Source organism: Streptococcus parasalivarius, assembly GCF_054785155.1.
Window position 1 is genome coordinate 37,660 of sequence record NZ_BAABOB010000002.1, and the last position, 24,236, is coordinate 61,895.

At 39.3% G+C, this 24,236-nt stretch carries 26 protein-coding genes and 1 other annotated feature; of the genes, 23 read left to right on the top strand and 3 right to left on the bottom strand.

Annotated elements, in window-relative coordinates; genetic code table 11:
* Positions 1-36: 36 nt before the first annotated feature.
* From ACYVQ1_RS02420 to ACYVQ1_RS02435, 4 genes are all read left to right on the top strand, one after another.
* Positions 37-903, top strand: coding sequence for a GNAT family N-acetyltransferase (locus ACYVQ1_RS02420; protein ID WP_461249700.1), 867 nt, complete (start codon positions 37-39; stop codon positions 901-903).
* An 82-nt stretch (positions 904-985) separates the two neighbouring features.
* Positions 986-1,372 carry a YwiB family protein gene (locus ACYVQ1_RS02425; protein ID WP_002884910.1) on the top strand — a complete coding sequence of 129 codons (387 nt, stop codon included), beginning with the start codon at positions 986-988 and terminating at the stop codon, positions 1,370-1,372.
* Positions 1,373-1,636: 264 nt separating this feature from the next.
* Positions 1,637-4,321, top strand: a complete 2,685-nt coding sequence (locus tag ACYVQ1_RS02430) for a cation-translocating P-type ATPase (RefSeq protein ID WP_461249701.1) — start codon at positions 1,637-1,639, stop codon at positions 4,319-4,321.
* A gap of 109 nt (positions 4,322-4,430) precedes the next feature.
* On the top strand, positions 4,431-5,177 hold the full coding sequence (locus ACYVQ1_RS02435) for an NADPH-dependent oxidoreductase (protein WP_461249702.1): 747 nt from the start codon (positions 4,431-4,433) through the stop codon (positions 5,175-5,177).
* Between the two features lie 23 nt (positions 5,178-5,200).
* Here the strand turns inward: ACYVQ1_RS02435 and ACYVQ1_RS02440 are convergent, their stop codons facing one another.
* Positions 5,201-6,058, bottom strand: coding sequence for a metallophosphoesterase (locus ACYVQ1_RS02440; RefSeq protein WP_461249703.1), 858 nt, complete (start codon positions 6,056-6,058; stop codon positions 5,201-5,203).
* A 93-nt stretch (positions 6,059-6,151) separates the two neighbouring features.
* On the opposite strand from ACYVQ1_RS02440, the gene queG reads away from it, so the two are divergent.
* The 11 genes from queG (at position 6,152) to ACYVQ1_RS02495 (ending at position 17,990) form a co-directional block, all read left to right on the top strand.
* Positions 6,152-7,270, top strand: coding sequence for a tRNA epoxyqueuosine(34) reductase QueG (gene queG, locus ACYVQ1_RS02445; protein WP_049554308.1), 1,119 nt, complete (start codon positions 6,152-6,154; stop codon positions 7,268-7,270).
* 52 nt (positions 7,271-7,322) lie between these two features.
* Positions 7,323-8,421, top strand: a protein-coding gene (gene prfB, locus ACYVQ1_RS02450; RefSeq protein ID WP_096833329.1) for a peptide chain release factor 2 whose coding sequence is annotated in 2 segments (ribosomal slippage) — positions 7,323-7,394 and positions 7,396-8,421 — 1,098 coding nt in all. Because the reading frame shifts where the segments join, the coding sequence is not laid out codon by codon here.
* An 86-nt stretch (positions 8,422-8,507) separates the two neighbouring features.
* Complete coding sequence (gene ftsE, locus ACYVQ1_RS02455) at positions 8,508-9,200, top strand: cell division ATP-binding protein FtsE (RefSeq protein ID WP_013990672.1); 693 nt, start codon at positions 8,508-8,510, stop codon at positions 9,198-9,200.
* Positions 9,193-10,122, top strand: a complete 930-nt coding sequence (gene ftsX / locus ACYVQ1_RS02460; protein WP_003092823.1) for a permease-like cell division protein FtsX — start codon at positions 9,193-9,195, stop codon at positions 10,120-10,122. The genes ftsE and ftsX overlap by 8 nt, the downstream gene beginning before the upstream one ends.
* 154 nt (positions 10,123-10,276) lie before the next feature.
* Positions 10,277-10,759, top strand: a complete 483-nt coding sequence (locus tag ACYVQ1_RS02465) for an NUDIX hydrolase (RefSeq protein WP_037597740.1) — start codon at positions 10,277-10,279, stop codon at positions 10,757-10,759.
* Between the two features lie 9 nt (positions 10,760-10,768).
* Positions 10,769-11,947, top strand: coding sequence for an AI-2E family transporter (locus tag ACYVQ1_RS02470; protein ID WP_156246682.1), 1,179 nt, complete (start codon positions 10,769-10,771; stop codon positions 11,945-11,947).
* A complete protein-coding gene (locus tag ACYVQ1_RS02475) occupies positions 11,937-13,166 on the top strand; it encodes a tetratricopeptide repeat protein (RefSeq protein ID WP_461249704.1) in 1,230 nt (409 codons plus the stop codon). The genes ACYVQ1_RS02470 and ACYVQ1_RS02475 overlap by 11 nt, the downstream gene beginning before the upstream one ends.
* A 121-nt stretch (positions 13,167-13,287) precedes the next feature.
* On the top strand, positions 13,288-13,845 hold the full coding sequence (lepB, locus tag ACYVQ1_RS02480) for a signal peptidase I (RefSeq protein WP_037597744.1): 558 nt from the start codon (positions 13,288-13,290) through the stop codon (positions 13,843-13,845).
* 157 nt (positions 13,846-14,002) lie between these two features.
* On the top strand, positions 14,003-16,129 hold the full coding sequence (locus tag ACYVQ1_RS02485) for an N-acetylmuramoyl-L-alanine amidase (protein WP_461249705.1): 2,127 nt from the start codon (positions 14,003-14,005) through the stop codon (positions 16,127-16,129).
* A gap of 80 nt (positions 16,130-16,209) precedes the next feature.
* Complete coding sequence (pepT, locus tag ACYVQ1_RS02490; protein ID WP_347111518.1) at positions 16,210-17,433, top strand: peptidase T; 1,224 nt, start codon at positions 16,210-16,212, stop codon at positions 17,431-17,433.
* 56 nt (positions 17,434-17,489) lie between these two features.
* Positions 17,490-17,990 carry an EbsA family protein gene (locus tag ACYVQ1_RS02495; protein ID WP_002890860.1) on the top strand — a complete coding sequence of 167 codons (501 nt, stop codon included), beginning with the start codon at positions 17,490-17,492 and terminating at the stop codon, positions 17,988-17,990.
* On the opposite strand, the gene ACYVQ1_RS02500 is transcribed toward ACYVQ1_RS02495, so the two are convergent.
* Entirely contained in the window at positions 17,974-18,174 is a 201-nt protein-coding gene (locus ACYVQ1_RS02500) for a ferredoxin (RefSeq protein ID WP_461249706.1), read from the bottom strand. The two genes, ACYVQ1_RS02495 and ACYVQ1_RS02500, sit on opposite strands and share 17 nt — an antisense overlap.
* Before the next feature lie 45 nt (positions 18,175-18,219).
* Between ACYVQ1_RS02500 and ACYVQ1_RS02505 the strand changes: the two genes are divergently transcribed.
* The 6 genes from ACYVQ1_RS02505 to ACYVQ1_RS02530 all read left to right on the top strand — a co-directional run bounded on the left by ACYVQ1_RS02505 (position 18,220) and on the right by ACYVQ1_RS02530 (position 21,434).
* On the top strand, positions 18,220-18,870 hold the full coding sequence (locus ACYVQ1_RS02505; protein ID WP_073685942.1) for an SAG1386/EF1546 family surface-associated protein: 651 nt from the start codon (positions 18,220-18,222) through the stop codon (positions 18,868-18,870).
* A gap of 21 nt (positions 18,871-18,891) precedes the next feature.
* Positions 18,892-19,572 (top strand): (d)CMP kinase, encoded by a 681-nt coding sequence (cmk, locus tag ACYVQ1_RS02510; protein ID WP_060775857.1) that lies wholly within the window; start codon positions 18,892-18,894, stop codon positions 19,570-19,572.
* A gap of 23 nt (positions 19,573-19,595) precedes the next feature.
* Positions 19,596-19,718, top strand: a sequence feature (ribosomal protein L20 leader region).
* A 13-nt stretch (positions 19,719-19,731) separates the two neighbouring features.
* Complete coding sequence (gene infC / locus ACYVQ1_RS02515; RefSeq protein ID WP_002885108.1) at positions 19,732-20,262, top strand: translation initiation factor IF-3; 531 nt, start codon at positions 19,732-19,734, stop codon at positions 20,260-20,262.
* A gap of 38 nt (positions 20,263-20,300) precedes the next feature.
* Positions 20,301-20,501, top strand: coding sequence for a 50S ribosomal protein L35 (gene rpmI / locus ACYVQ1_RS02520; protein ID WP_002885093.1), 201 nt, complete (start codon positions 20,301-20,303; stop codon positions 20,499-20,501).
* 56 nt (positions 20,502-20,557) lie between these two features.
* Positions 20,558-20,917 carry a 50S ribosomal protein L20 gene (gene rplT, locus ACYVQ1_RS02525; protein WP_002885090.1) on the top strand — a complete coding sequence of 120 codons (360 nt, stop codon included), beginning with the start codon at positions 20,558-20,560 and terminating at the stop codon, positions 20,915-20,917.
* A gap of 43 nt (positions 20,918-20,960) precedes the next feature.
* Positions 20,961-21,434 carry a GNAT family N-acetyltransferase gene (locus ACYVQ1_RS02530; RefSeq protein ID WP_461249707.1) on the top strand — a complete coding sequence of 158 codons (474 nt, stop codon included), beginning with the start codon at positions 20,961-20,963 and terminating at the stop codon, positions 21,432-21,434.
* 76 nt (positions 21,435-21,510) lie between these two features.
* Here the strand turns inward: ACYVQ1_RS02530 and ACYVQ1_RS02535 are convergent, their stop codons facing one another.
* A complete protein-coding gene (locus ACYVQ1_RS02535; protein WP_002950885.1) occupies positions 21,511-21,696 on the bottom strand; it encodes a 4-oxalocrotonate tautomerase in 186 nt (61 codons plus the stop codon).
* A gap of 228 nt (positions 21,697-21,924) precedes the next feature.
* Here ACYVQ1_RS02535 and pepV point away from each other — a divergent pair, with 228 nt between their 5' ends.
* Together pepV and ACYVQ1_RS02545 are read left to right on the top strand one after the other, a co-directional pair.
* Positions 21,925-23,331 (top strand): dipeptidase PepV, encoded by a 1,407-nt coding sequence (gene pepV, locus ACYVQ1_RS02540; protein ID WP_461249708.1) that lies wholly within the window; start codon positions 21,925-21,927, stop codon positions 23,329-23,331.
* Between the two features lie 39 nt (positions 23,332-23,370).
* Entirely contained in the window at positions 23,371-23,955 is a 585-nt protein-coding gene (locus ACYVQ1_RS02545) for a uracil-DNA glycosylase family protein (protein WP_461249709.1), read from the top strand.
* Positions 23,956-24,236 lie beyond the last annotated feature (281 nt).

The following is a 24,236-nucleotide window of genomic DNA, read 5'->3' on the forward strand; positions in this document are numbered from 1 at the left end:
GGTAAAATAAGGTCAGACAAATAAAGGAGAGATAAAGTGATTCGAGCAACCAACCAATTGACGGAGCAAGAACGGAAGTCAGCAAAAGCAATGATTGCTAGCTGCCAAGCCCATGATCAGACCTTTCGAGAACCCTATCTCTCCAATATGCTTAATTTTAATCCCAATATGCCGGCCTTTTTCCTTTATTATCAAGAGGGAGAGTTGCTTGGCTTATTAACGGTTTATGCGGATGATGAGAACGTTGAAGTGAGTATCCTAGTGGAACCTAGTCATCGTCGTCAGGGGGTTGCTCGTGCTATGTATAGAAGCTTTGAAAAAGAATTGGTATCTTACCCTATTCGCTCAGTGACCTTTCAGACGGAGCGTGTTTTTCTCGATCATCATCCTGATTTGGCAAGTTATTGGGGTTTGGTTGAGGATGAAGAGACGGAAACCTGGCTAGGGCGAGATAGAACATCATATGCTCTGGATTCCCGTTCAGATGTCAAGGTGCTCTTAGCTGAACCTTCTTACCTAGATGAAATTGCCCAACTCCACCACCAAGCCTTTTCTGATGCAGAGGAAACACTTGAAGTAAGTCGCAGATACATTACAGAGGCCTTGGAGGATTCCGATAGCCTGCTTTACATCCTACTCAAAGAAGGTCAAGTGATTGGAGTTTGTACGGTTGATTTATCTGGGAATAGCAACTACCTTTATGGACTTGCCGTAGCAGAAGCCTATCGTGGCCAAGGCTATGGAAGCTATTTAGCAAAATCAGTCGTCAACCAACTTATTGCGCAAAATGACAAGTCCTTTCAAATTGCAGTGGAAGATAGCAATGTAGGTGCCAAACGCTTGTATGAAAAGATTGGCTTTGTCAAACAAACCCAGGTGGTTTACTTGAAGCAGAAAGGGTAAACGCAATGTTGAAACTCTCTTTGAGGTTAGAGTTGCTATCGTCTTAAGTAAAAAGTAGTTATAGAACAGAAAGGAGTAATCAATGGAAATTAAAATCAAAAACAAAATTAAAGTAGGCGATCAAACGGAAATTATCGAAGAAATCCACACTTGTGAGGTTATGGAAAAAGGAGATTATACCTATCTTGTTCACCATAATTCGGAGAAAGAAAAAGTGGTTATTAAGTTGAATCAGGATGAGCTAGTGATGACACGCTTTTCTAATCCTAAATCCATTATGCGTTTTTCTGCTAAAGTACCTGCCTTGGTCCACATTCCGACACCGCTTGGTACCCAGCATTTTCTGACAGACACTAGTTTATTTGCCCATGACCCAAATGGACAGACAGTTGATATTCATTATCAATTGAAACATCCAGAAACAGAAGACGTTTTTGCTGATTATGAATTAGAAGTTTCTTGGTTTTAATTTTTGAAAAAATAGAATCATTTTGCTTGAATAAAGAATAATTTATGATAAAATGTTTAGTACAAATAAGGGAGTAGCAGGTGACTGTAATCATGAGATTTGATTAACAGTTGCGATTATGTCGTCATTACGAAATTTTACATTTCCGGCATATTCTTAAACAGCGAGACTTGTTTTTTATTAAACAAGTCTCTTTTTGTATGATTTTTTATATGAAAAGAGTCTTGTTAGCCATTTTTCCCTATATAGAAGGAGGAGATTATTTTGTCTAAAGAACAAAATAAAGCCTTGTTTTACACACAAGGAGAGGAAGAAGTCCTAAAAAACTTGGACACTTCTGTTGATGGTTTGTCTACTGCACAAGCCAAGGAACGTTTAGATGCCTATGGCTATAACGAGTTGGATGAAGGTGAAAAACGCAGCCTCTTGTCAAAATTCATCGATCAGTTTAAAGATTTGATGATTATCATCTTGCTTGTCGCTGCCGCCCTTTCTGTTATTACAGAAGGTATGCATGGTTTGACGGATGCCTGCATTATTTTAGCCGTTGTTGTTTTGAATGCCGCCTTCGGTGTGTATCAAGAAGGACAAGCAGAAGCGGCTATTGAAGCCCTCAAAAACATGTCTAGTCCTATGGCTCGTGTGCGCCGTGATGGCCATGTCGTTGAAATTGATTCACGCGAATTGGTTCCTGGAGACATCGTCTTGCTTGAAGCAGGTGATGTTGTTCCTGCGGATATGCGCTTGCTCGAAGCTGCCTCACTTAAGATTGAAGAAGCAGCCCTTACAGGTGAATCCGTTCCAGTTGAAAAGGACGTTACCGAGACAGTTGACGCAGAGGCGGGTATCGGTGATCGTGTGAATATGGGTTACCAAAACTCTAACGTTACTTACGGTCGTGGTACAGGGGTTGTAACCAATACTGGTATGTATACTGAGGTCGGTAAGATTGCCGATATGCTGGCTAATGCAGACGAATCACAAACGCCATTGAAACAAAGCTTGGAGCAACTGTCTAAGACCTTGACCTATCTGATTGTCGCTATTGCCTTGGTGACATTCTTGGTTAGTGTCTTCATTCGTGGCGAACAGCCTCTTGAAGGCTTGATGGTTGCCGTTGCTCTAGCCGTTGCAGCCATTCCTGAAGGTTTGCCTGCCATTGTAACCATTCTTTTGTCACTTGGGACAACGACCCTTGCTAAACGCAATTCGATTGTTCGTAAATTGCCAGCCGTTGAAACCCTTGGTTCAACAGAAATTATCGCATCTGATAAGACTGGTACCTTAACCATGAACCAAATGACTGTTGAAAAAATCTATACAAACGGTCAATTGCAAAACGCTTCTACGGAACTTGGTGCTGATAATACGACCCTTCGTATTATGAACTTTGCCAATGATACTAAGGTAGACCCAGATGGTAAACTAATTGGGGACCCAACGGAAACAGCTCTTGTTCAATTTGGTTTGGACCACAATTTTGATGTGCGTGACGTCTTAAAATCAGAGCCTCGTGTGGCAGAATTGCCATTTGACTCCGACCGTAAACTCATGTCTACTATCCATAAAGAAGCGGATGGCACATACTTTGTAGCCGTCAAGGGTGCGCCTGACCAATTGCTCAAACGTGTAACTCAAATTGAAATCAATGGAGAGGTTCGTCCTATCACGGATGAAGACAAACAAGCTATCCTTGCGACTAATAAGGACTTGGCAAAACAAGCCCTTCGTGTCTTGATGATGGCTTATAAGACAACGAATGACATTCCTACCTTGGAATCTGCAGTTGTTGAGTCTGATTTGATTTTCTCAGGTTTGGTAGGTATGATTGACCCAGAACGTCCAGAAGCAGCAGAAGCTGTCCGTGTCGCTAAAGAAGCAGGGATCCGTCCAATCATGATTACAGGTGACCACCAAGATACAGCAGAAGCAATCGCTAAGCGTCTTGGTATCATCGACCCAAATGATACGGAAGATCATGTCTTTACTGGAGCTGAGCTTAATGAGCTTTCTGATGAAGAATTCCAAAAAGTCTTCAAACAGTACTCTGTCTATGCGCGTGTGTCTCCTGAACACAAGGTTCGTATCGTTAAGGCTTGGCAAAATGATGGCAAGGTTGTTGCCATGACAGGTGACGGAGTTAATGATGCGCCTTCACTTAAGACTGCTGATATTGGTATCGGTATGGGAATCACAGGTACAGAGGTTTCTAAGGGGGCTTCAGATATGGTTCTTGCCGATGATAACTTTGCGACAATTATTGTTGCCGTAGAAGAAGGGCGTAAGGTCTTCTCAAATATTCAAAAATCAATCCAGTACCTCTTGTCAGCCAACATGGCCGAAGTTTTCATTATCTTCTTTGCCACACTGTTTGGTTGGGATGTGCTTCAACCAGTACACCTTCTATGGATTAACCTAGTCACTGATACACTTCCAGCTATCGCACTTGGGGTTGAGCCAGCTGAACCAGGTATTATGACTCACAAACCTCGTGGTCGCCAATCAAACTTCTTTGATGGTGGTGTCTTCGGAGCGATTATGTATCAAGGTGTCTTCCAAACTATCCTTGTTCTTGCAGTATATGGTTGGGGCCTTGCCTTCCCAGAGCACCATACGCAAGCAGAAATTCATGCGGATGCCCTTACAATGGCCTTTGCCACACTTGGATTAATCCAGTTGCTCCATGCCTTTAACGTTAAATCAGTTTATCAATCAGTCTTTAAAGTTGGTCTCTTTAGAAACAAGACTTTCAACTGGGCAATTCCAGTAGCCTTCGTTCTTTTGATGGCAACTATCGTAGTTCCTGGATTTAATAACCTTTTCCATGTGTCACACCTTAGTCTGACACAATGGCTTGCGGTTATTGTAGGTTCCTTCTTGATTGTGGTATTGGTTGAATTAGTCAAAGCTATTCAACGTGCCCTTGGTAAGGATAAAGACGCTATTTAAAACATAAAGTCAGAGATAATGGTCTCTGGCTTTTTCTTATCACATCTTGAATTCAGGAGGAGTCTTGTTTATAATTAAAGAGAAATGATCACAAGTTAAGGAGAAGGCCATGAACGAGACCATTAAGACACAACTCAATCACCGCAGCATCCGTCAATTTAAACCTCTAGCTTTGACACAGGAAGAAGTTGACCTTCTGGTTGATGTTGCCAGACATACGGCAACTAGTAATTTTAGACAATCCTATTCGATTATCAGTATTACTGATCAAAAATTGAAGGAAGAAATTGCTGAAATTGCGAATCAGCCTTATATTCCAAATGCTGGTCATCTTTTTGTATTTGTTGTAGACCAAAGACGTAACACTCTGATTGCAGAGGCAAAGGGTGCTGAAGCCTTAGTGCAAGGTAGTCCCGAACGCTTTATCTCGGCCTTTTCAGATGCAATGATTGCTGCTCAAAATGTGGTAGTAGCTGCTGAGAGTTTAGGTATGGGAACAGTTTACCTTGGCAGTATCTTGAATGATAACGCTAAACTTTCAGAGCTTCTCAAACTGCCAAAGTATGTCTATCCAGCAGTAGGATTAGCAGTTGGTTGGCCAGATCAAGAACCGCAGCTTAAACCTCGTTTACCCCGTCACGTCATTCATATGGAAAATTATTATCGAGACTTAGAACATCCCTTAGAGGAGCTAAAAGATTACGACGCTGAAGTTCATGAGTATTATGACCTTCGTGATCTCAATAACAGAGTTGATGAATTTACAACACAGATTGCAAAGACAATGGATCAATCCGTTGCCAATCGTGCGAATACCTTGAAGGACCTTCAAAAGCAGGGATTTTTCACCGACTAAAAAACGACTCCTAAAGAGTCGTTCTACAAATCAAATAGTGTCATGGATGAAAGGAACTCATTTGCCAGTTCCTTTTTTTCATATTCTAAAAACTCCGACCGTTTCTTGACTAGGTTGTAACGTTTGGAGAGGTTCCATGTTCCAGTAGGATTGAGTTCAGGGTGATTGGAAACAAAGTCGATGGTTAAATCCCATTCTCGTCGGTATCCAAGAGGACGCGAGTGATAGGTTACGCCATCAATAGTTACCGTCCCATAACTGCGGTGGGCATGACCAAAAACAACATCTTTAACGCCATGCTTGGCGAAAATCTGGTGGAATTTTTCTGAGCCTAAGTAGGCATTAAAAGGTGCAAAACGTTGATGCGTCATGGTAAAGCGGCTGTGAGGAACAAAATGCATGGCAACTATAAGGTTACTAGTGTCTAACTCACTTAAGACATTATCTAGCCTTTTAAGACTAGTTTGACAGATATCCGGATCAGTCCCCAATCGTTTAAGTCGTCGGTCGAACCAAAGTTGTTTCTTACGTTTAAGTATCTTATCTAACGTTTCATCTGAATAGGAATAGTCATACCAACCATGAAAAGCCAATAATGTCTTACTACCTAAATTTATCACCTGAAAATCAAGATTATCAATAAGGTCATCTTCTAAATCAAGCATATCATGATTGCCTAAATTATAGGTGACCTTGACCTCCTTAGACAGTTTTCGTAGAAAGGGTTTTGTGTCGATAAAATAATGGTTAGAAATATCACCAGCGATATGGAGATGGCTAACCTCTTGATTTTTTAGGCACTTTATAAGAGTATCAATTTCATATGTTTCAAAGTGATTTATATCAATATGTAAATCACTCATTACTGCAAGTCTCGTCATAGGAACATTGTAACAAAAAGGTCGTGCCTTGTCTTTAAACGAAGATGGTGGAAAATACTTGCCCTTAGACTACAATTTCATTATGATAAGAATATGGATATCAAATTAGAAATACAAAAGATGGCCAAGGAGATTGGCATTTCAAAAATTGGTTTTACTACCGCCGATGATTTCGCCTATCTGGAAAAATCCCTTCGACTTGGTGTCGAAGAAGGGCGAACAACAGGTTTTGAACATAAAAATATTGAAGAGCGTATTTATCCTAAGTTGACCTTGGAATCAGCTAAAACCATCATTTCCATTGCAGTTGCCTATCCGCATAAGCTGCCACAACAACCCCAAAAAACAGAATATAAGCGTGGCAAAATCACTCCAAATTCATGGGGTCTAGATTATCACTATGTTTTGCAGGACAAACTAAAACGCTTGGCAGAAGGCATTGAAAAACTGACGGAAAACTTCGAATATAAAGGTATGGTGGACACTGGAGCTCTGGTCGATACAGCAGTGGCCAAGCGAGCTGGTATTGGCTTTATCGGAAAGAATGGACTAGTGATTTCGAAAGAATATGGGTCCTACATGTATCTCGGTGAGCTTATCACTAATCTAGAGATTGAACCAGACCAAGAAGTTGACTATGGTTGTGGGGATTGCCGTCGTTGTTTGGATGCCTGCCCGACATCTTGTCTCATTGGCGATGGGACCATGAATGCCCGTCGTTGCCTATCCTTCCAAACCCAAGATAAGGGGATGATGGATATGGAGTTTCGAAAGAAGATAAAGACTGTTATCTATGGTTGTGACATTTGTCAGATTTCCTGTCCATATAACAGAGGTATCGATAATCCACTGGCTTCGGACATTGATCCTGAGCTTGCCATGCCCGAATTACTTCCTTTTCTTGAGCTGACCAACAAATCCTTCAAGGAGAAATTTGGGATGATTGCCGGTTCATGGCGCGGGAAGAATATTCTTCAACGTAATGCTATTATTGCCTTGGCTAACCTACATGATCGCAATGCTATTGTCAAACTGATGGAGATAATTGATAAGAATAATAATCCCATCCATACAGCAACTGCCATTTGGGCTCTCGGTGAGATTGTTAAGAAACCCGATGAGGCTATGTTAGATTACATGAGGGAACTGTCACCTAAGGATGAAGAATCCCAAGCGGAGTGGGAGCTTGTGTGTGCAAAATGGCAAATTTAAGTGATTTATGCTAGAATTAAGCATAATACTATAAAATGGAGGAAACCTATCCATGGAAGTGGCAGAAATTCGCCAAAAAATCTCTGAAAATCAAGAGAAGCTCGTGAGCTTCGGGAGGTCTCTTTGACTTAGATCGTTTGGAAGAGGACATTGCGCTCCTCGAAAACCGAATGACTGAGCCAGACTTTTGGAATGATAATATTGCAGCTCAAAAGACCTCACAAGAGTTAAATGAGCTCAAAATGAAATACGAAACTTTCAACAATATGCAAGAACTCTCTGACGAGACAGAGCTTTATTTAGAAATGTTGGAAGAAGATGATAGTGTTCAAGAAGAGCTTGAAGAAACACTCGAAAAGCTTGATAAGATTATGACAAGTTACGAGATGACACTGCTCTTGTCTGAACCATATGACCATAACAATGCCATTCTGGAAATTCACCCAGGCTCTGGTGGTACAGAAGCTCAAGACTGGGCTGATATGTTACTCCGTATGTACCAACGTTATGGGAATGCCAAAGGTTTCAAGGTTGAGACTTTGGATTATCAGGCTGGTGATGAGGCTGGAATCAAATCTGTAACCCTTGCTTTTGAAGGACCTAATGCTTATGGTTTCCTCAAGTCAGAAATGGGTGTCCACCGTTTAGTTCGTATTTCACCATTTGACTCTGCCAAACGTCGTCATACCTCATTTACATCAGTGGAAGTCATGCCTGAATTGGATGATACCATTGAGGTTGAAATTCGTGATGATGATATCAAGATGGATACATTTCGTTCAGGTGGTGCTGGTGGTCAGAACGTCAACAAGGTTTCTACAGGTGTGCGTTTGACCCACATTCCAACAGGTATTGTTGTAGCTTCAACGGTCGACCGTACACAATACGGAAACCGCGACCGTGCGATGAAGATGCTTCAAGCTAAGCTCTATCAAATGGAGCAAGAAAAGAAAGCAGAAGAAGTGAATGCTTTGAAAGGTGATAAGAAAGAAATCACTTGGGGAAGCCAAATTCGCTCATACGTTTTCACGCCATATACCATGGTTAAAGATCACCGTACAGGCTATGAAGTTGCCCAGGTTGATAAGGTAATGGATGGGGATATTGAAGGCTTCATCGATGCCTACCTCAAGTGGCGTATGGAAGAATAGTAAAAATATACTATTTTTAAGTATTTAGATACTCTATCTCAATGAAAGGAAGGCTTCAGCTATTTTAGTAGTTGAATACTGACATTATGGCTCTTATTGAATTAAAAGATGTTACTAAGAAGTATGATAAGTCAACAACAGCCCTTAGACACATTGATTTGTCTGTTAACTCTGGGGAGTTTGTTTACTTAGTCGGCCCTTCTGGTGCTGGTAAATCAAGTTTAATTCGCTTGTTCTACCAAGAAGAAAAATTAACGAGTGGTTCTATGAAGGTTGGAGAGTTTGATTTAACTCGACTTCGTAAGAAAGATGTTCCACTCTTGAGACGTTCTATTGGAGTTGTTTTCCAGGATTATAAACTCCTTCCAAAGAAAACGGCTTTTGAAAACGTTGCATATGCCATGGAAGTTATTGGTGAGAAACCTCGTCATATCAAGAAACGGGTGACAGAGGTTCTCGAGTTGGTTGGTCTTAAACACAAGATGCGTTCATTCCCAAATCAATTGTCTGGTGGTGAGCAACAACGTGTCGCTATTGCGCGTGCTATCGTCAATAATCCAAAAGTGTTGATTGCGGATGAACCAACAGGGAACTTGGACCCAGAGATTTCATGGGAAATTATGCAAGTCCTTGAACGTATTAACTTGCAAGGGACTACCATTATAATGGCAACCCATAACTCAACTATCGTTAATAACCTTCGTCATCGTGTCGTAGCGATTGAAGAAGGACGTATTGTTCGTGATGAAGAGGAAGGAGAGTACGGTTACCATGATTAGACGCTTTTTCCGCCATTTAGGAGAATCGATTAAAAATCTCAAACGTAATCTATTGTCGACACTTACGGCAGTATTTTCGGTAATGATTGTTCTTTCACTTTTAGGTGTCTTTGGATCTGTTATCTTAAATACACAGAAATTGGCTTCAGATATTGAAAAGAATATTCAGGTCAATGTCTACTTGGATCCAGATTCATCAGATGCCTCGAAAACAGTCAAGGAACTTTCTGGACAGATTGTTGCTAATAAAGACTACCATAAGATTTATGATGCTTTGACCAAAATCAAAGGTGTAGATAAGGTTACTTTCTCTAGTAAAGAAGAACAAAAGAAACAACTGATTGAAACAATGGGTTCAAGTTTCGAGACAGCTACTGGAGATGCCAACCCTCTTTCAGATGTTTACATCGTCCAAACGAAATCACCAGATGATGTGAGTCGAGTTGCCAAGGAAGCAAAAGCCATTCAGGGTGTTGATAATGCTAACTTTGGTGGCTCAGATACTGAAATTCTGATGTCCACTATGAAACGTGTTCAATTTTGGGGAATCATTGCCACAGCACTCTTAACTATTGTGGCTGTCCTATTGATTTCAAATACCATCCGTATTACCATTATGTCACGTGCGACTGAAATTCAAATCATGCGTTTGGTAGGTGCTAAGAATTCATATATTCGTCGTCCCTACTTGATGGAAGGTGCTTGGATTGGAGCACTTGGTGCCATCATTCCTTCTGGGCTCATTTATCTTTTGTATCACATGGTTTACTCATCTTTGAATCCAGATTTTGTCAAAGGTGGTATTTCGATGTATGATCCAGAGTGGTTTGTCTATGCGGTTATCGGAACCCTCTTCGCAGTCGGTATTATTATCGGTTCGATTGGGTCACGTATGGCAATGCGCCGTTATTTGAAATACTAAGAGATTAAAGGAGAACTATTTTGGTTCTCTTTTTGTTTGTCCGGAGATTCATAAAAGCAGATTTTCAACTATATCTCAAAATCGTCTGCTCAAAGCCCAAATCCAATCCCATATTTGGTATAATATTTAAAAAACATTGGAAAAGAGATGCATTATGACAAAGTTAGCTACCATTTGTTATATTGACAATGGAAAGGAGCTTTTGCTCCTACATCGTAATAAAAAGCCTAATGATGTTCATGAAGGAAAGTGGATTTCTGTCGGGGGAAAACTAGAAGCTGGAGAGACACCAGATGAATGTGCTCGTCGTGAAATTCTCGAGGAAACACATTTTACAGTGACTGAGATGGATTTTAAAGGTATGATTACCTTCCCAGAATTTACCCCTGGTCATGATTGGTACACCTATGTCTTTAAGGTAACTGGTTTTGAAGGAGAACTCATCTCAGATGAGGAGTCTCGTGAAGGAACGCTTGAATGGGTACCATATGATGAGGTCTTATCTAAACCAACTTGGGAAGGTGACTATGAGATTTTTAAGTGGATCCTTGAAGATAGACCATTCTTCTCTGCAAAATTTAGCTACGATCGTAACCAGAACTTGGTAGATAAAACTGTAACATTTTATGATAAATAGGGAGGAACTATGAAGCGTAAAAAAACAGAAGATTTTTCAGAAACATGGTTTTTTAAGTGGATATTGAATAATCAGGCTGTCGTAGCCTTTTTCATCTTACTTTTGATTGGTTTGACGGTTTTGATTTTTACCAAGATTAGTCCCATTTTTTCACCCGTCATCCAGTTTATGACCATTATTATGTTGCCATTGGTTATTTCCATGCTCCTTTATTATTTAATAAAACCTTTGGTACTACTTGTAGAAAGAACGGGATTGAGTCGAACCATGTCTATCTTGGTCATATATGCTATCCTTGGCTTGCTCTTGGTTTGGGGGATTTCAACAGCTATTCCAAGCTTACAAAATCAAATTTTGATCTTGATACGAAATGCACCATCATATATTGCACGTGCCAATAGTGAAACGGAACGTTGGATTAATCTCCCTATTCTTTCTAACTTCCATGGTGATTTAGAGTCCATGCTTAGTGATTTCTCAGCTCGAATGGTCAATTATGCTGAGAACTTTTCTTCATCGGCTTTGACATGGGTTGGAACTTTTGCGAGCACAGTAGCAAGGGTGACAGTAGCTATCATTTTGGCACCTTTCATTCTCTTCTACCTTTTAAGAGATAGCCAAAAGATGAAACATAGCTTTGTCTCAGCCTTACCAACTCGCTTTCGTGAAACAACTGTTCGTATGCTTTCAGATATTAATAGTCAGCTCGAAGGGTATGTTCAAGGCCAGGTTACAGTCGCTATTGTTGTTGCCATCATGTTCTGTATTATGTTTAAGATTGTAGGTCTTCGATATGGTATGACTTTCGGTATTATGGCAGGTTTTCTAAACATGGTTCCTTATCTGGGAAGCTTTCTTGCTATGGTACCAGTTATAATCATGGGACTGGTGCAAGGACCCGCTATGTTGATCAAGGTCCTCATCATTTTCTTCATTGAGCAAACTATTGAGGGACGTTTTGTTTCTCCACTCGTTTTGGGGAATAAACTAAGTATTCACCCGATTACCATTATGTTCATTCTCTTGACAGCAGGTTCTCTTTACGGTGTTTGGGGCGTCTTATTGGGGATTCCAATTTATGCCTCTGTCAAGGTTGTTGTTAGAGAGATTTTTGATTGGTACCGTTCTGTAAGTAATCTTTATCAAGATGATTTAGAAAATGAAGGACAAAAAGACGATGTTAAATAGTGAAAAAATGGTTGCCTCTATTGGAAACCAAGATTTAGACCACGCAGACAAATATTTTAAAAAAGCTTTACGAGAGGATCCTGCAGAGGTTCTTGTTGAGTTGGGCCAATACTTAGAATCTATTGGTTTCTTACCACAGGCACAGGAAATTTATGAAAAAGTTCGCTTTGATTTTCCAGAGGTTAATGTCAATCTTGCACAAATTGCTGCCGAAGATGGTGATATTGAAGAGGCTTTTCTCTATTTGGATGCCATACCTGAAGACTCTGACGACTATTTGTCTGCTTTAATTGTAAAGGCTGACCTCTACCAAATGGAGGGCTTAACTGATGTGGCACGTGATAAGTTGTTGGAGGCAAGTCAATTATCAGATGACTCATTGATTATTTTTGGTTTGGCTGAGATGGAGTTTGAACTTGGAAATTTTGAACAAGCAATTCATTACTATGCTAAATTAGATAATCGTGACCTTCTTGCGATGACTGGCGTTTCTACTTATGAACGTATTGGTAAGTCTTATGCCAGTCTTGGAAAGTTTGAAGCTGCTCGTGAATTTTTGGAAAAAGCTATTGAAATTGAGTACGATGATACCGTTGCTTTTGAGTTAGCCACTTTGCTCTATGATCAAGAAGAGTATCAAAAAGCTAATTTTTACTTTAAGCAGATAGAAACCATGTCTGCTGACTTTGAAGGTTATGAGTATATTTACGCCTTGTCGTTACATGCAGAACATAAAACCGAAGAAGCTTTACGAATGGCACAACAAGGGATTTCAAAAAATGCCTTTGATGTTCAATTACTTTTGCTAGCGTCACAGTTATCCTACGAGTTGCATGACACTCAATCTGCTGAATCTTATTTGAAGCAAGCCTTGCCATTGGCTGAGGACCAAGACGAGATTATCTTACGATTAAGTACGCTCTATTTGGAAGAAGAACGTTACGAGGATCTAGTGGCTTTAGCCGATTATGAAGTTGATTCTGTTTTGGCTCGTTGGAACATTGCCAAGGCCTACCAAGCACTTGATGATGAAGAAGAAGCTTATCAAATCTATCAAGATTTGGCTAAAGATTTATCTGAAAATCCTGAATTCCTCCATGATTATGCATATATTTTGCGTGAATTTGGTTACAGGGATCAGGCGCGTACAACGGCTGAAAAATACCTTGCCTTAGTTCCAGATGATGTCAATATGCAAACATTTCTTGAGGACTATTAAGCTGTGAAACGTTTTAATCATTGGTTTTAAGAGAGGGAGAGATACATCGAGCTTGCTCACTCCCTCTTTTTTTATTTCTCTATTTATGTTATGATTTTATTAGAACCCATAAGGAGTGAGTATGGTTAAGAGAGATTTAATTCGAAATATTATCATAGCAGTTCTTGCCATTGTAGTGATTTTGTTGTTGAGAGCTTTTGTCTTCTCAACACACCGTGTGACTGAAGGTCAGGCTAATGACTATATTCATGCTGGTGACTATGTTACTTTCAATAAAAATGTTGAGCCTCAGAAAAAAGATTTTATTCTTTATACAGTTAATGGTAAAGAATACATTGGGCGTGTTATTGCTGATGAGGGTAAGAGCGTGACAGCTATGGATGATTTCCTTTATGTTAATGATAAGTCAGTTGACGAAGCCTATATTAGTAAGGGTAAATCAGCTTATTTGGCGACAGTTTCACCAGGGAATTTCTTCACTGATGATTTTTCCATTGCAACATTGACAGATAATAAACAAACTAAGATTGAAAAGGGGCAGTACCTTGTACTGAACGATAATCGTCGCAATACAGATGATAGTCGTAAGTTTGGTCTCATTGACAAAGATCAAATTAAAGGTGTTATCTCTTTCAGATTGTATCCTCTATCACGTTTTGGTTTCGTTGATGTCGATTAATATTTCAATACTACTAAAAAAGCTAGGAACTTTTGATAAGTTTCTAGCTTTTTTTGCGAATAAATTGGTGATGGTTCATATTATGACGTTATGATACTGATAGTTTCATCGTTTTAAAATGAATTAGCAGAAATTGTAAGTAGAGAAGGAAATTAAGATGCAATTAGGATTTCATTTTGGATTTAAGAAAAGTAAAGCTTATGGATTGTGCGGTGTCATGCTGACAATCTTATTTTTAGGAATGTCTGGTCATTCGGCGAAAGCCGATGAAATGTTGTCGCCAACTGATACATCTTCATCTTTGAAAGAAAGTACTGATAATCATGCGGCAAGCTACTCTGAAGTAGGAGTACCCGATGATTCAACGAGTCAAATGAATCTACAAAGTGAAGAGGTATTAGAGGAGAAGCAAACAAGTCTAGAAGATTCTTCAAAAATAGCTGTCATAACCAATAGTTCTGTGACCACAAGCTCTTATCAAGAGGCAGATGATACTAGCGAAATTGATCAGAATCAAAGTCATTTTCTTAGTGCCATTAAGCAAGGAGCCATGGATGGAGCCAAGGAAGGAATCCTTCCATCTATCACGGCAGCGCAAGCTATTCTAGAAAGTGGTTGGGGAAGCTCTGAACTTGCTAAGGCTCCCAACAATAATCTTTTTGGTATTAAAGGTTCAGAGGACTGGCATGGAGAAATAGTAACTGTACCTACACAGGAATATCTTAATGGTGACTATATCACAGTCAATGCTGCTTTTCGAAAATATGCCTCATGGAATGATAGCGTAGTAGACCATGCAAAATTTTTCACGAGTACCGAGTGGCGAAAAGACAATTACCGAAAAGTTGTGAATGAAACAGATTATCGCATTGCGGCTCAAGAACTGAAGAATGCAGGATATGCGACAGATCCAAGTTATCCCGGAAAACTTATCCGTTTGATCGAAGCCTATAAACTTTATGAATGGGATGCAATGTGTAATAATTCCATTTCTACCGTAGAAAATGAAGGAGTAGAGAGTCAATATCCCAAAGCTGACCTTGCTATCACTGGTCTCAACAATGCTATTGGTAGCTATGATCTTGTTATCTCAAAATTGATTGCGCCACGAGGTTTCAAAGAAGTCCTAGTTCCAACCTGGTCAGAAAAGAACGGTCAAGATGATATCATTTGGTACAAGGCATCCAAGCAAGCTAATGGAGACTATAAGGTAACTGTTCGTTCAAGCAACCATAAAGGTGATAGCGGCCTTTATAATTCTCATGTCTATTTGATTGACAATGATGGTAAATTCATTGGCCTAGGTGGCAAACAAGTGACACTTGATATCACTAAGACTCAAGGAACATTGACTATTACTAATAATGATAAAAATCGTGGAACTTTTGATGTTCTTATCACCAATCTGACGAATCCAAGCGGTATTTCAGGTGTGGTAATACCTGTTTGGTCTGAGCAAAATGGTCAGGATGATCTTGTTTGGCATAATGCTACAAAACAGGAGGATGGTTCCTACAAGGTGACTATTTCAGCCAGTCAGCACAAGTGGAATTCAGGCAAGTATATCGTTCATGGCTATATTGTTGATGCTTCTGGTAAGAATATCGGCTTTGGCGCTACGTCTGCTGATGTGGTAGCACCTAAGAAAATCGGTTCGGCATCAAGAGGAAACTACGATGTTTTAAATAAGGTTGTCTATCTAGATGCTGGCCATGGTGGCTATGATCCAGGAGCTTCGTACTTTGGTATTTCTGAAAAGAGCTTGACCTTGGCTATCAAAAGCCGTGTGAAAGCTAAACTAGAATCAGAAGGTTATCAAGTTGTGACTACACGTACCAGCGATACCTATGTTGATTTGACGGATCGCTCTCGTGCAGCTAATGCCTCTGAATCGGATATCTTCGTAAGTATCCACATCAATGCTTCAGGCAGTTCAGCAGCACAGGGAATCGAAACTTATTATTATCAACCTTATGCAGAATACCCATCACGCATTAATGCGACCTACCATGCTAATCCAACTCGTTTGAGCATGAGTGATACCTTGGCCAATGTCATCCAGTCTAGCCTGATTAATGCGACTGGCGCTAAGAACCAAGGTGTGAAACGTCAAACCTTTGCAGTCTTGCGTGAAACGACAGCGCCAGCAGTTCTCCTTGAACTTGGCTTCTTGTCAAATCCTCAAGAAGCCGCTCGCTTGAATACCTCTGCTTATCAAGAGACTTTAGCTAACGCAATTGTGGCAGGGATTAAGTCTTACTACGAAAAAGAAGCTAAAGTTTAAGTTATACGGTTAACCCATCAATATGATGGGTTTTTATGCTATAATTGAGGTAAATACTAAATACAACTAAAGGAGTGCTTATGGGCTACGATTTACTCTTAGAGCGTTTTTTACGTTACGTTAAAATCAATACACGTAGTGACGAAAATGCGACAAGAACACCAACAACACAAAGCCAGGTAGATTTTGCCTTGAAGGTTCTAAAACCAGAATTAGAAGAACTAGGTTTAAGTAACATCCATTATTTGGAAAGTAATGGTTACCTAGTGGCAACCCTTCCGGCTAACGATGACCAATTAACACGTAAGATTGGTTTCATCTCACATATGGATACTGCTGATTTTAATGCAGAAGGTGTGTCACCTCAAGTCATTGACTCTTATGATGGAGGTATCATACCCCTTGGAAGTTCAGGTTATAACCTAGATCCAGCAGATTTTCCAAATCTCAAGAATTATGTCGGTCAGACACTTATTACGACAAATGGCACCACTCTTCTTGGAGCTGATGATAAGTCTGGCATTGCAGAAATCATGACAGCCTTGGCTTATTTGAAGGCTCATCCTGAAATCAGACATTGTGAGATTCGTGTAGGCTTTGGTCCTGATGAAGAAATTGGAATTGGCGCAGATAAATTTGATGTCGATGATTTTGATGTTGATTTTGCCTATACAGTTGATGGTGGCCCATTGGGTGAATTACAGTATGAAACCTTCTCTGCTGCGGGAGCAGAACTTACCTTCCATGGACGTAATGTTCACCCTGGAACAGCAAAAGACCAAATGGTTAATGCCTTGCAGTTGGCAATTGATTTTCATAATCAGTTACCAGCAGAAGAACGCCCTGAGTTGACAGATGGCTATCAAGGTTTCAACCATCTTCAAACCATGACAGGCACTGTTGAAGAAGCAAAAGCATCTTATATCATCCGTGATTTTGAAACAGAGTCTTTTGAAAATCGTAAAGCAGCCTTCCAAAAGATTGCCGATGAAATGAATAAAACTTATGGTCAGACACGAGTTGATTTGGTACTCAAAGATCAATACTATAATATGCGTCAGGTTATTGAAAAAGATATGACGCCTGTTGAGTTGGCTAAAGGAGTTATGGAGGAATTGGATATTACGCCAGTTATTGAACCCATTCGTGGTGGAACAGATGGTTCAAAGATTTCATTTATGGGTATTCCAACTCCAAACCTTTTTGCTGGGGGCGAAAATATGCATGGTCGATATGAGTTTGTTTCCTTGCAGACAATGGAAAAAGCCGTAGATGTTATTCTTGGAATTGTCAGTAAACCTTAATAGAGCTTGCTAAATACTGATTTTATGGTAAAATTAGAAGTAATGGAGGTGCTGAGATGATTAAAATTTTCGGCAAGTATCGTTACCATTGGCAACCCGAATTATCTTGGCTAATCATCTACTGGTCTTTAGCCATCACGCCAATCTTTATTGCGGCGGCTCTTCTGTTCGAGTTGTACTCGGTGCCCTCACATATTTTGATGCTCTTCACTATTTTCGTTGCCTTGTTTGGTTTAGGATTCCATCGTTACTTTATTATTGAAGATCATGGGATTCTGCGTATTGTTTCTTTCAATATTTTTAAACCACGCAAAGTGAAAATTAGTGATATTGAAAAAGTCGAAGTTATTAAAACTGGCTTGAGCCTTATTTTTAAAAATGGTAAAAAACGTCAGTTTTATATGAGAAAGTGGCCAAAGAAATATTTCTTAGATGCTTTAGCGCTTCACCCTGATTTCAAAGGTGAGGTAGAGCTATTGGATCATATGACTAACTTTGATTACTTTGCCTTTTATGAGGAATCAAAAAAAGCCCTCAAGCTTAAACTTCGCAAATAAGGGCTTTAGTGGGACAAGACTTGACAGCAGTCAAAGTTTCAGGGGTGTTTTCAACAATAATTTGATTGAGTTGGTCGCTATCTCTGAACCGAACAATACCTTCGTCATCATAATCGAAGACGGGAGAGTAGGTTTGGCACAAACCACAAGCGATACATTTTTCTGGAATTAATGATACTTTCATAGTATTATTTTAAAATAGATTTATTGTTTTTACAAGGAGAATATCATGAGTAAAAAACCATGGGAAGATAAGGTTTCTGACGAAGAGTTGGAAGAAGTAGTTGACGCTGATTTTCTAGATGATGAAGATGAGTTTGAGGATTATGAAGAAGAAGAGGATGTCACTCCTTCTGATGAAAAACGCGAAAAAGGTGGCGGGTTCATTAATTCATCATTCTTGACAGTCTTGCTTGGATTATTCTTTGTTATTGTTGTATGTATTTTGTTCTTTGTTTTCTATACTTCAAATGTCGGTGGAAACAAAACTGCAGAATCTAAGGAATCATCTGGATTCTACTCATCATCAACTAGCAAAGTTGTTAAATCTTCATCTAGCGAGAAAGACTCAAACAAAGATGAGGAAAGTGAGAAATCTAATACAGAAAAATCTTCAAAAGAGAAATCATCTTCAACTAAAGCATCAAGCTCTTCTAAACATGTAGTAAAAGAAGATGCAACTGAGTCAGCTGAGACAACACCATCAAGCGCTACGGCAGCAGCAGATGGTTCATCAATTGTTGTTCAATCTGGTGAAGGTGCTGGTTCAATCGCCGCACGTGCAGGTATTTCTGTAGATGAATTGGAACGTCTTAACCCTGATCACATGACAAATGGTTACTGGTATGCTAACCCAGGTGACGTCGTTAACGTTCAATAATTTTTAAAGCAAAGGAACATCATGAAAGATATTAGAATTGCTATTGATGGTCCTGCGTCAAGTGGAAAAAGTACAGTAGCCAAGATTATTGCAAAAAATCTTGGCTATACTTATCTTGACACAGGTGCCATGTACCGATCTGCAACTTATTTGGCCTTGCAGAATGATTTAACTGAGGAAAATGTACCAGAAATTTTGGAGCAACTATCTCAACATCCGATTTCATTCGGAAAAGCAGCAGATGGTAGTCAGCAAGTTTATGTAGGTGATGTTGATATCACACACCCAATTCGTGATAACCAAGTTACAAATAATGTTTCTTGGGTCGCAGCTATTCCTGAAGTGCGTCAAGAACTCGTTGCGCAACAACAACGTATCGCTCAAGATGGGGCTATTATCATGGATGGTCGTGATATCGGGACCGTAGTTTTGCCTGATGCAGAACTCAAGATTTTCTTGATTGCTTCAGTTGATGAACGTGCGGAACGTCGTTATAAGGAAAATATCGAAAAAGGTATCCCTGCTGACCTTGAGACTCTAAAAAAAGAAATTGCTGAACGTGACTATAAAGATAGTCATCGTAAGGTGTCACCTCTTAAACCAGCGGAAGATGCCATCACTTTTGATACTACAGGTGTGTCTATTGATGGTGTTGTGGAATTTATTCAAGAAAAAGCAAAAAAAATTATTGACAAAGGATGACTCACTTGTTATACTATTAACAATGAGAAAAGCAGAAGTGAGAACTTCTCGCCTTGCGACTTAAGTTGTCTGGCCCAACATGTCAAATCCCTAAAGGGATATTATGTGTGCGGGCTTGTATATCAAGTCCGCTTTGTTTTTCTCTAAAAAAATAAAGAGGTGAAGATCATAGCTAAGAAAGATCTATTCATTAACGATGAAATTCGCGTTCGCGAAGTTCGTCTTGTTGGTCTTGATGGTGAACAATTGGGAATTAAACCATTGTCAGAAGCACAAGCTATTGCAGATGATGCAAATGTTGACTTGGTTCTCATCCAACCACAAGCTACGCCACCTGTTGCGAAGATTATGGACTACGGTAAGTTCAAATTTGAGTATCAAAAGAAACAAAAAGAACAACGTAAGAAACAAAGCGTTGTTACCGTTAAGGAAGTTCGTTTGAGTCCAGTTATTGATAAAGGTGACTTTGAAACTAAACTTCGTAATGGCCGTAAATTCCTTGAAAAAGGAAACAAGGTTAAAGTTTCTATCCGATTTAAAGGTCGTATGATTACTCACAAAGAAATCGGAGCTAAGGTCTTGGCGGAATTTGCTGAAAAAACGCAAGATATTGCGATTATTGAGCAAAGAGCGAAGATGGATGGACGTCAAATGTTCATGCAACTTGCACCAATTCCTGACAAAAAATAATTGTCAAACTAACACTATTTTAAGAGGAGAATTTTAAAATGCCAAAACAAAAAACACACCGCGCATCAGCTAAACGTTTCAAACGTACAGGTTCAGGTGGATTGAAACGCTTCCGTGCCTTCACATCTCACCGTTTCCACGGTAAAACTAAAAAACAACGTCGTCACCTTCGTAAAGCGTCAATGGTACATTCAGGTGACTTTAAACGTATCAAATCAATGCTTTCACAAATGCGTTAATTCGCTACAAGCATTACAAATTAACTAAACTAGAATTAATTCGGAGGAATATATAAATGGCTCGTGTTAAAGGTGGCGTTGTATCACGCAAACGTCGTAAACGTGTATTGAAACTTGCTAAAGGTTACTATGGTGCAAAACACATCTTGTTCCGTACTGCAAAAGAACAAGTAATGAACTCTTACTACTATGCATACCGTGACCGTCGTCAAAAGAAACGTGATTTCCGTAAACTTTGGATCACACGTATCAATGCGGCAGCTCGTTTGAACGGTTTGTCATACTCACAATTGATGCATGGTTTGAAATTGGCTGAAATCGAAGTTAACCGTAAAATGCTTGCTGATTTGGCAGTTAACGATGCAGCAGCTTTCACAGCTCTTGCAGATGCAGCTAAAGCAAAACTTGGTAAATAAGAATTAAGGTGGGTCTTACCCATCTTTTTTTGTGGAGGTAATCATGATTCGTTTAGCAAAATCTGAAGATATTCCAAGATTACAGGAGTTATTGGAGCAGATTCTTATTGTTCATCATCAAGCGCGCCCTGATGTTTTTAAGTCAAAAGGCAGTAAATTTACAGATGCAGAGTTAGAAGCAGTAATTAATGATTCAAAAAAACCTGTTTTTGTGTACGAGGATGACGAAGGGCGTATCTTGGGCCATCCTTTCTTAATGATTAAAGAAGAAACTGAAAATGATGGTCCACAAAAGGCTGTTAAGACTCTTTTTATTGATGATTTATGTGTTGATAAGGAAGCTCGAGGTCAAAAATTAGGAGAAAAGCTTTACCAATTTGCCTTGGACTATGCTAAGGAGCTAGATTGTTATAATTTGACACTTCACGTATGGAATGATAACGCAGATGCTCTACGTTTTTACGAACGTTTAGGTATGAAACCGAGATATACAGAAATGGAAACTATCCTAAAATAATGTGTTTTCATGAGATGAATTTTACTTATTTTTTATATCAAAAAAGCAGCCACAGATGTGACTGCTTTTTTGATGATTAGTTTTTCTTTTTCATTTCACCGTGTGGGTAGTAAGTCCCTTCTGGCATATCGTTAATGAAAACATGGATAGCTTCCTTAGGAGCTTTTGCAACACGTGATACAACCTCAGTAACTTCGCGAGCAAGTTCAATCTTTTGTTCTTCTGAACGACCTTCAAAGAGATCAATTTTTACAAATGGCATAATGCATCTCCTTAGTTTTGATAGTCCTATTATAGCATTTATTAAGAGAATATTCTAAAGTTTATGGAAATTCTTGAAATAATGCTAGACTAGGATTTATTTTTAAGTGGTAGGTGTCTTGTGATCTTAGAAAACAGTTTGCGTTTTAAATTTGGTATATTCAAAGAGATGAAAACTCTTTCTAAAAATGGTAAAATAGTGCTAACTAGAGACAGTAAGGAGTAAATTATGACAATTGATTTTCGTGCCGAAGTTGATAAGCGCAAAGATGCCTTGATGGAGGACCTTTTTGGTCTTTTGCGTATTAACTCAGAACGTGATGACAGTAAGGTTGATGATAAGCACCCATTTGGTCCTGGACCAGTAAAAGCTTTGGAACATTTTCTTGCTTTAGCTGAACGTGATGGTTATAAAATTCGTAATATTGATAATTATGCTGGTGACTTTGAATTTGGTCAAGGTGATGAAGTATTGGGTATCTTTGCACACTTGGATGTGGTTCCAGCTGGGAGTGGTTGGGATACAGATCCTTATGAACCTGTAATCAAAGATGGCAAACTTTATGCTCGTGGGTCATCAGATGATAAAGGCCCAACAATGGCTTGTTACTATGCCTTGAAAATTATCAAAGAACTCGAGCTTCCAGTATCTAAGCGTGTGCGTTTCATTGTTGGTACTGATGAAGAATCTGGTTGGGGCGATATGGATTATTACTTCGCTCATAATGGGTTGAAAGATCCTGATTTTGGTTTTTCTCCTGATGCAGAATTTCCAATTATCAATGGTGAAAAAGGTAATATTACAGCCTATCTCCATTTTGAAGGTCAAAATGATGGGGACTATAGTCTTGTGTCCTTTAATGGTGGTTTACGTGAAAATATGGTTCCTGAATCAGCAAGTGCAGATTTTACTGGGCCTATCACTTTGAAAGAACTCGAGGCCAAATTAAATGACTTTGTTGCTGACCAAGAGGTGACTGGTCAAGTGATTGAAGAAGCAGGTATTTTTCATGTGACTATTCATGGGAAATCAGCTCATGGTATGATGCCTCAAAATGGTATTAATGGAGCAACCTACTTGGCACTCTTCCTTAGCCAATTTGATTTCCAAGGTAATGCTAAAACGTATTTGGATTTAATTGCTGAAACACTTCATAAGGATTTCTTCGCTGAAAAGACAGGTCTTGCTTATACAGATCCTAAGATGGGTGAATTGACCATGAATGCTGGGGTGTTTCATTTCAATAAGGAATCAGCAGATAATACAATCGCTTTGAATTTCCGCTACCCTCAAGGTGTTGATGTCGACGGTATTAAGGCTGGTCTTGAAAAACTTGAAGGTCCTAAGGCTGTTAGTCTCTCAGAACATGGTCATGTGCCACACTATGTACCAGTTAATGATCCTATGGTAGAGACCCTTCTTTCAGTCTATGAGAAACAAACAGGGCTTAAAGGTCATGAACAAATTATTGGTGGTGGGACATTTGGACGTCTCCTTAAACGAGGTGTTGCCTATGGAGCTATGTTCCCTGGTTATGTCAACACTATGCACCAAGCGAATGAGTTTACTGAGGTTGAAGACTTGTACCGTGCAGCTGCCATTTATGCAGAAGCTATCTATGAGTTAATCAAATAAAAAGAGAGACAGTTTTGTCTCTTTTTTGGGGAGGAAAATATGGAAACACTCGATGAATTAACACAAGCAATCATGTTCGATGAACAAAATATAGCTTTTACGGAACAAGGTATAAAACCCTTGTTTTCCATTCCAAAAACGGCTCGGATTAATATCGTGGGACAAGCTCCTGGTATTCGTGCCCAAGAGTCCGGCCTTTACTGGAATGATCCTAGTGGTGATAATCTCAGGGATTGGATGGGGGTTTCACGCGAAGAATTCTATGAATCTGGTATGTTTGCTATTGTACCAATGGATTTTTATTTCCCAGGTCATGGTAAATCAGGTGATTTACCTCCTCGCAAGGGATTTGCAGATAAGTGGCATGAGAAAGTTCTTGCTTTAGCTCCTGATATCCAATTGACGATTTTAGTAGGTAATTATGCACAGCATTACTATTTACATCAAAAATCGTCAGCAAAATTAACAGATACAGTTAAGCATTACAAAGATTATCTTCCAGAGTTTTTCCCTCTCGTTCATTCTTCTCCTCGAAATAATATTTGGCAAGCAAAAAATCCATGGTTTATGGAAGAAGTAGTTCCAGATTTGAAGGCCTTGGTCAAAAAAATCTTAAGTCGATGATGTCTGATATCTGCACTTGGATTGTCATTAGGTATTGTTTCAAATCAATGAAGCAACTATCAGAACATACCCAAATATTGTAAAGATTTTGGCCCTTTGGGGCTTTTTTTGATGGTTTAATAAATTATTCAGGAAAAATAATTAATAAAAAATCTAATATAAGACTTATTTACAGCTACTTAATTCTAATTTTCAGAAGAAGTAACATATAAAATTAAGCTATCTATCCTTTTAAATTAAATAATCAATTAAACAATACTTATAAATTGAAAATTAGTGTA

Bases quoted from the DNA above. Each gene is read 5' to 3' on its own strand.
- ACYVQ1_RS02425 (WP_002884910.1), top strand. From the start codon at position 986: ATGGAAATTAAAATCAAAAACAAAATTAAAGTAGGCGATCAAACGGAA.
- ACYVQ1_RS02435 (WP_461249702.1), top strand. From the start codon at position 4,431: ATGAACGAGACCATTAAGACACAACTCAATCACCGCAGCATCCGTCAA.
- ACYVQ1_RS02440 (WP_461249703.1), bottom strand. From the start codon at position 6,058: ATGACGAGACTTGCAGTAATGAGTGATTTACATATTGATATAAATCAC.
- queG (WP_049554308.1), top strand. From the start codon at position 6,152: ATGGATATCAAATTAGAAATACAAAAGATGGCCAAGGAGATTGGCATT.
- ftsE (WP_013990672.1), top strand. From the start codon at position 8,508: ATGGCTCTTATTGAATTAAAAGATGTTACTAAGAAGTATGATAAGTCA.
- ftsX (WP_003092823.1), top strand. From the start codon at position 9,193: ATGATTAGACGCTTTTTCCGCCATTTAGGAGAATCGATTAAAAATCTC.
- ACYVQ1_RS02465 (WP_037597740.1), top strand. From the start codon at position 10,277: ATGACAAAGTTAGCTACCATTTGTTATATTGACAATGGAAAGGAGCTT.
- ACYVQ1_RS02470 (WP_156246682.1), top strand. From the start codon at position 10,769: ATGAAGCGTAAAAAAACAGAAGATTTTTCAGAAACATGGTTTTTTAAG.
- ACYVQ1_RS02475 (WP_461249704.1), top strand. From the start codon at position 11,937: ATGTTAAATAGTGAAAAAATGGTTGCCTCTATTGGAAACCAAGATTTA.
- lepB (WP_037597744.1), top strand. From the start codon at position 13,288: ATGGTTAAGAGAGATTTAATTCGAAATATTATCATAGCAGTTCTTGCC.
- ACYVQ1_RS02485 (WP_461249705.1), top strand. From the start codon at position 14,003: ATGCAATTAGGATTTCATTTTGGATTTAAGAAAAGTAAAGCTTATGGA.
- pepT (WP_347111518.1), top strand. From the start codon at position 16,210: ATGGGCTACGATTTACTCTTAGAGCGTTTTTTACGTTACGTTAAAATC.
- ACYVQ1_RS02495 (WP_002890860.1), top strand. From the start codon at position 17,490: ATGATTAAAATTTTCGGCAAGTATCGTTACCATTGGCAACCCGAATTA.
- ACYVQ1_RS02500 (WP_461249706.1), bottom strand. From the start codon at position 18,174: ATGAAAGTATCATTAATTCCAGAAAAATGTATCGCTTGTGGTTTGTGC.
- ACYVQ1_RS02505 (WP_073685942.1), top strand. From the start codon at position 18,220: ATGAGTAAAAAACCATGGGAAGATAAGGTTTCTGACGAAGAGTTGGAA.
- cmk (WP_060775857.1), top strand. From the start codon at position 18,892: ATGAAAGATATTAGAATTGCTATTGATGGTCCTGCGTCAAGTGGAAAA.
- rpmI (WP_002885093.1), top strand. From the start codon at position 20,301: ATGCCAAAACAAAAAACACACCGCGCATCAGCTAAACGTTTCAAACGT.
- rplT (WP_002885090.1), top strand. From the start codon at position 20,558: ATGGCTCGTGTTAAAGGTGGCGTTGTATCACGCAAACGTCGTAAACGT.
- ACYVQ1_RS02530 (WP_461249707.1), top strand. From the start codon at position 20,961: ATGATTCGTTTAGCAAAATCTGAAGATATTCCAAGATTACAGGAGTTA.
- ACYVQ1_RS02535 (WP_002950885.1), bottom strand. From the start codon at position 21,696: ATGCCATTTGTAAAAATTGATCTCTTTGAAGGTCGTTCAGAAGAACAA.
- pepV (WP_461249708.1), top strand. From the start codon at position 21,925: ATGACAATTGATTTTCGTGCCGAAGTTGATAAGCGCAAAGATGCCTTG.
- ACYVQ1_RS02545 (WP_461249709.1), top strand. From the start codon at position 23,371: ATGGAAACACTCGATGAATTAACACAAGCAATCATGTTCGATGAACAA.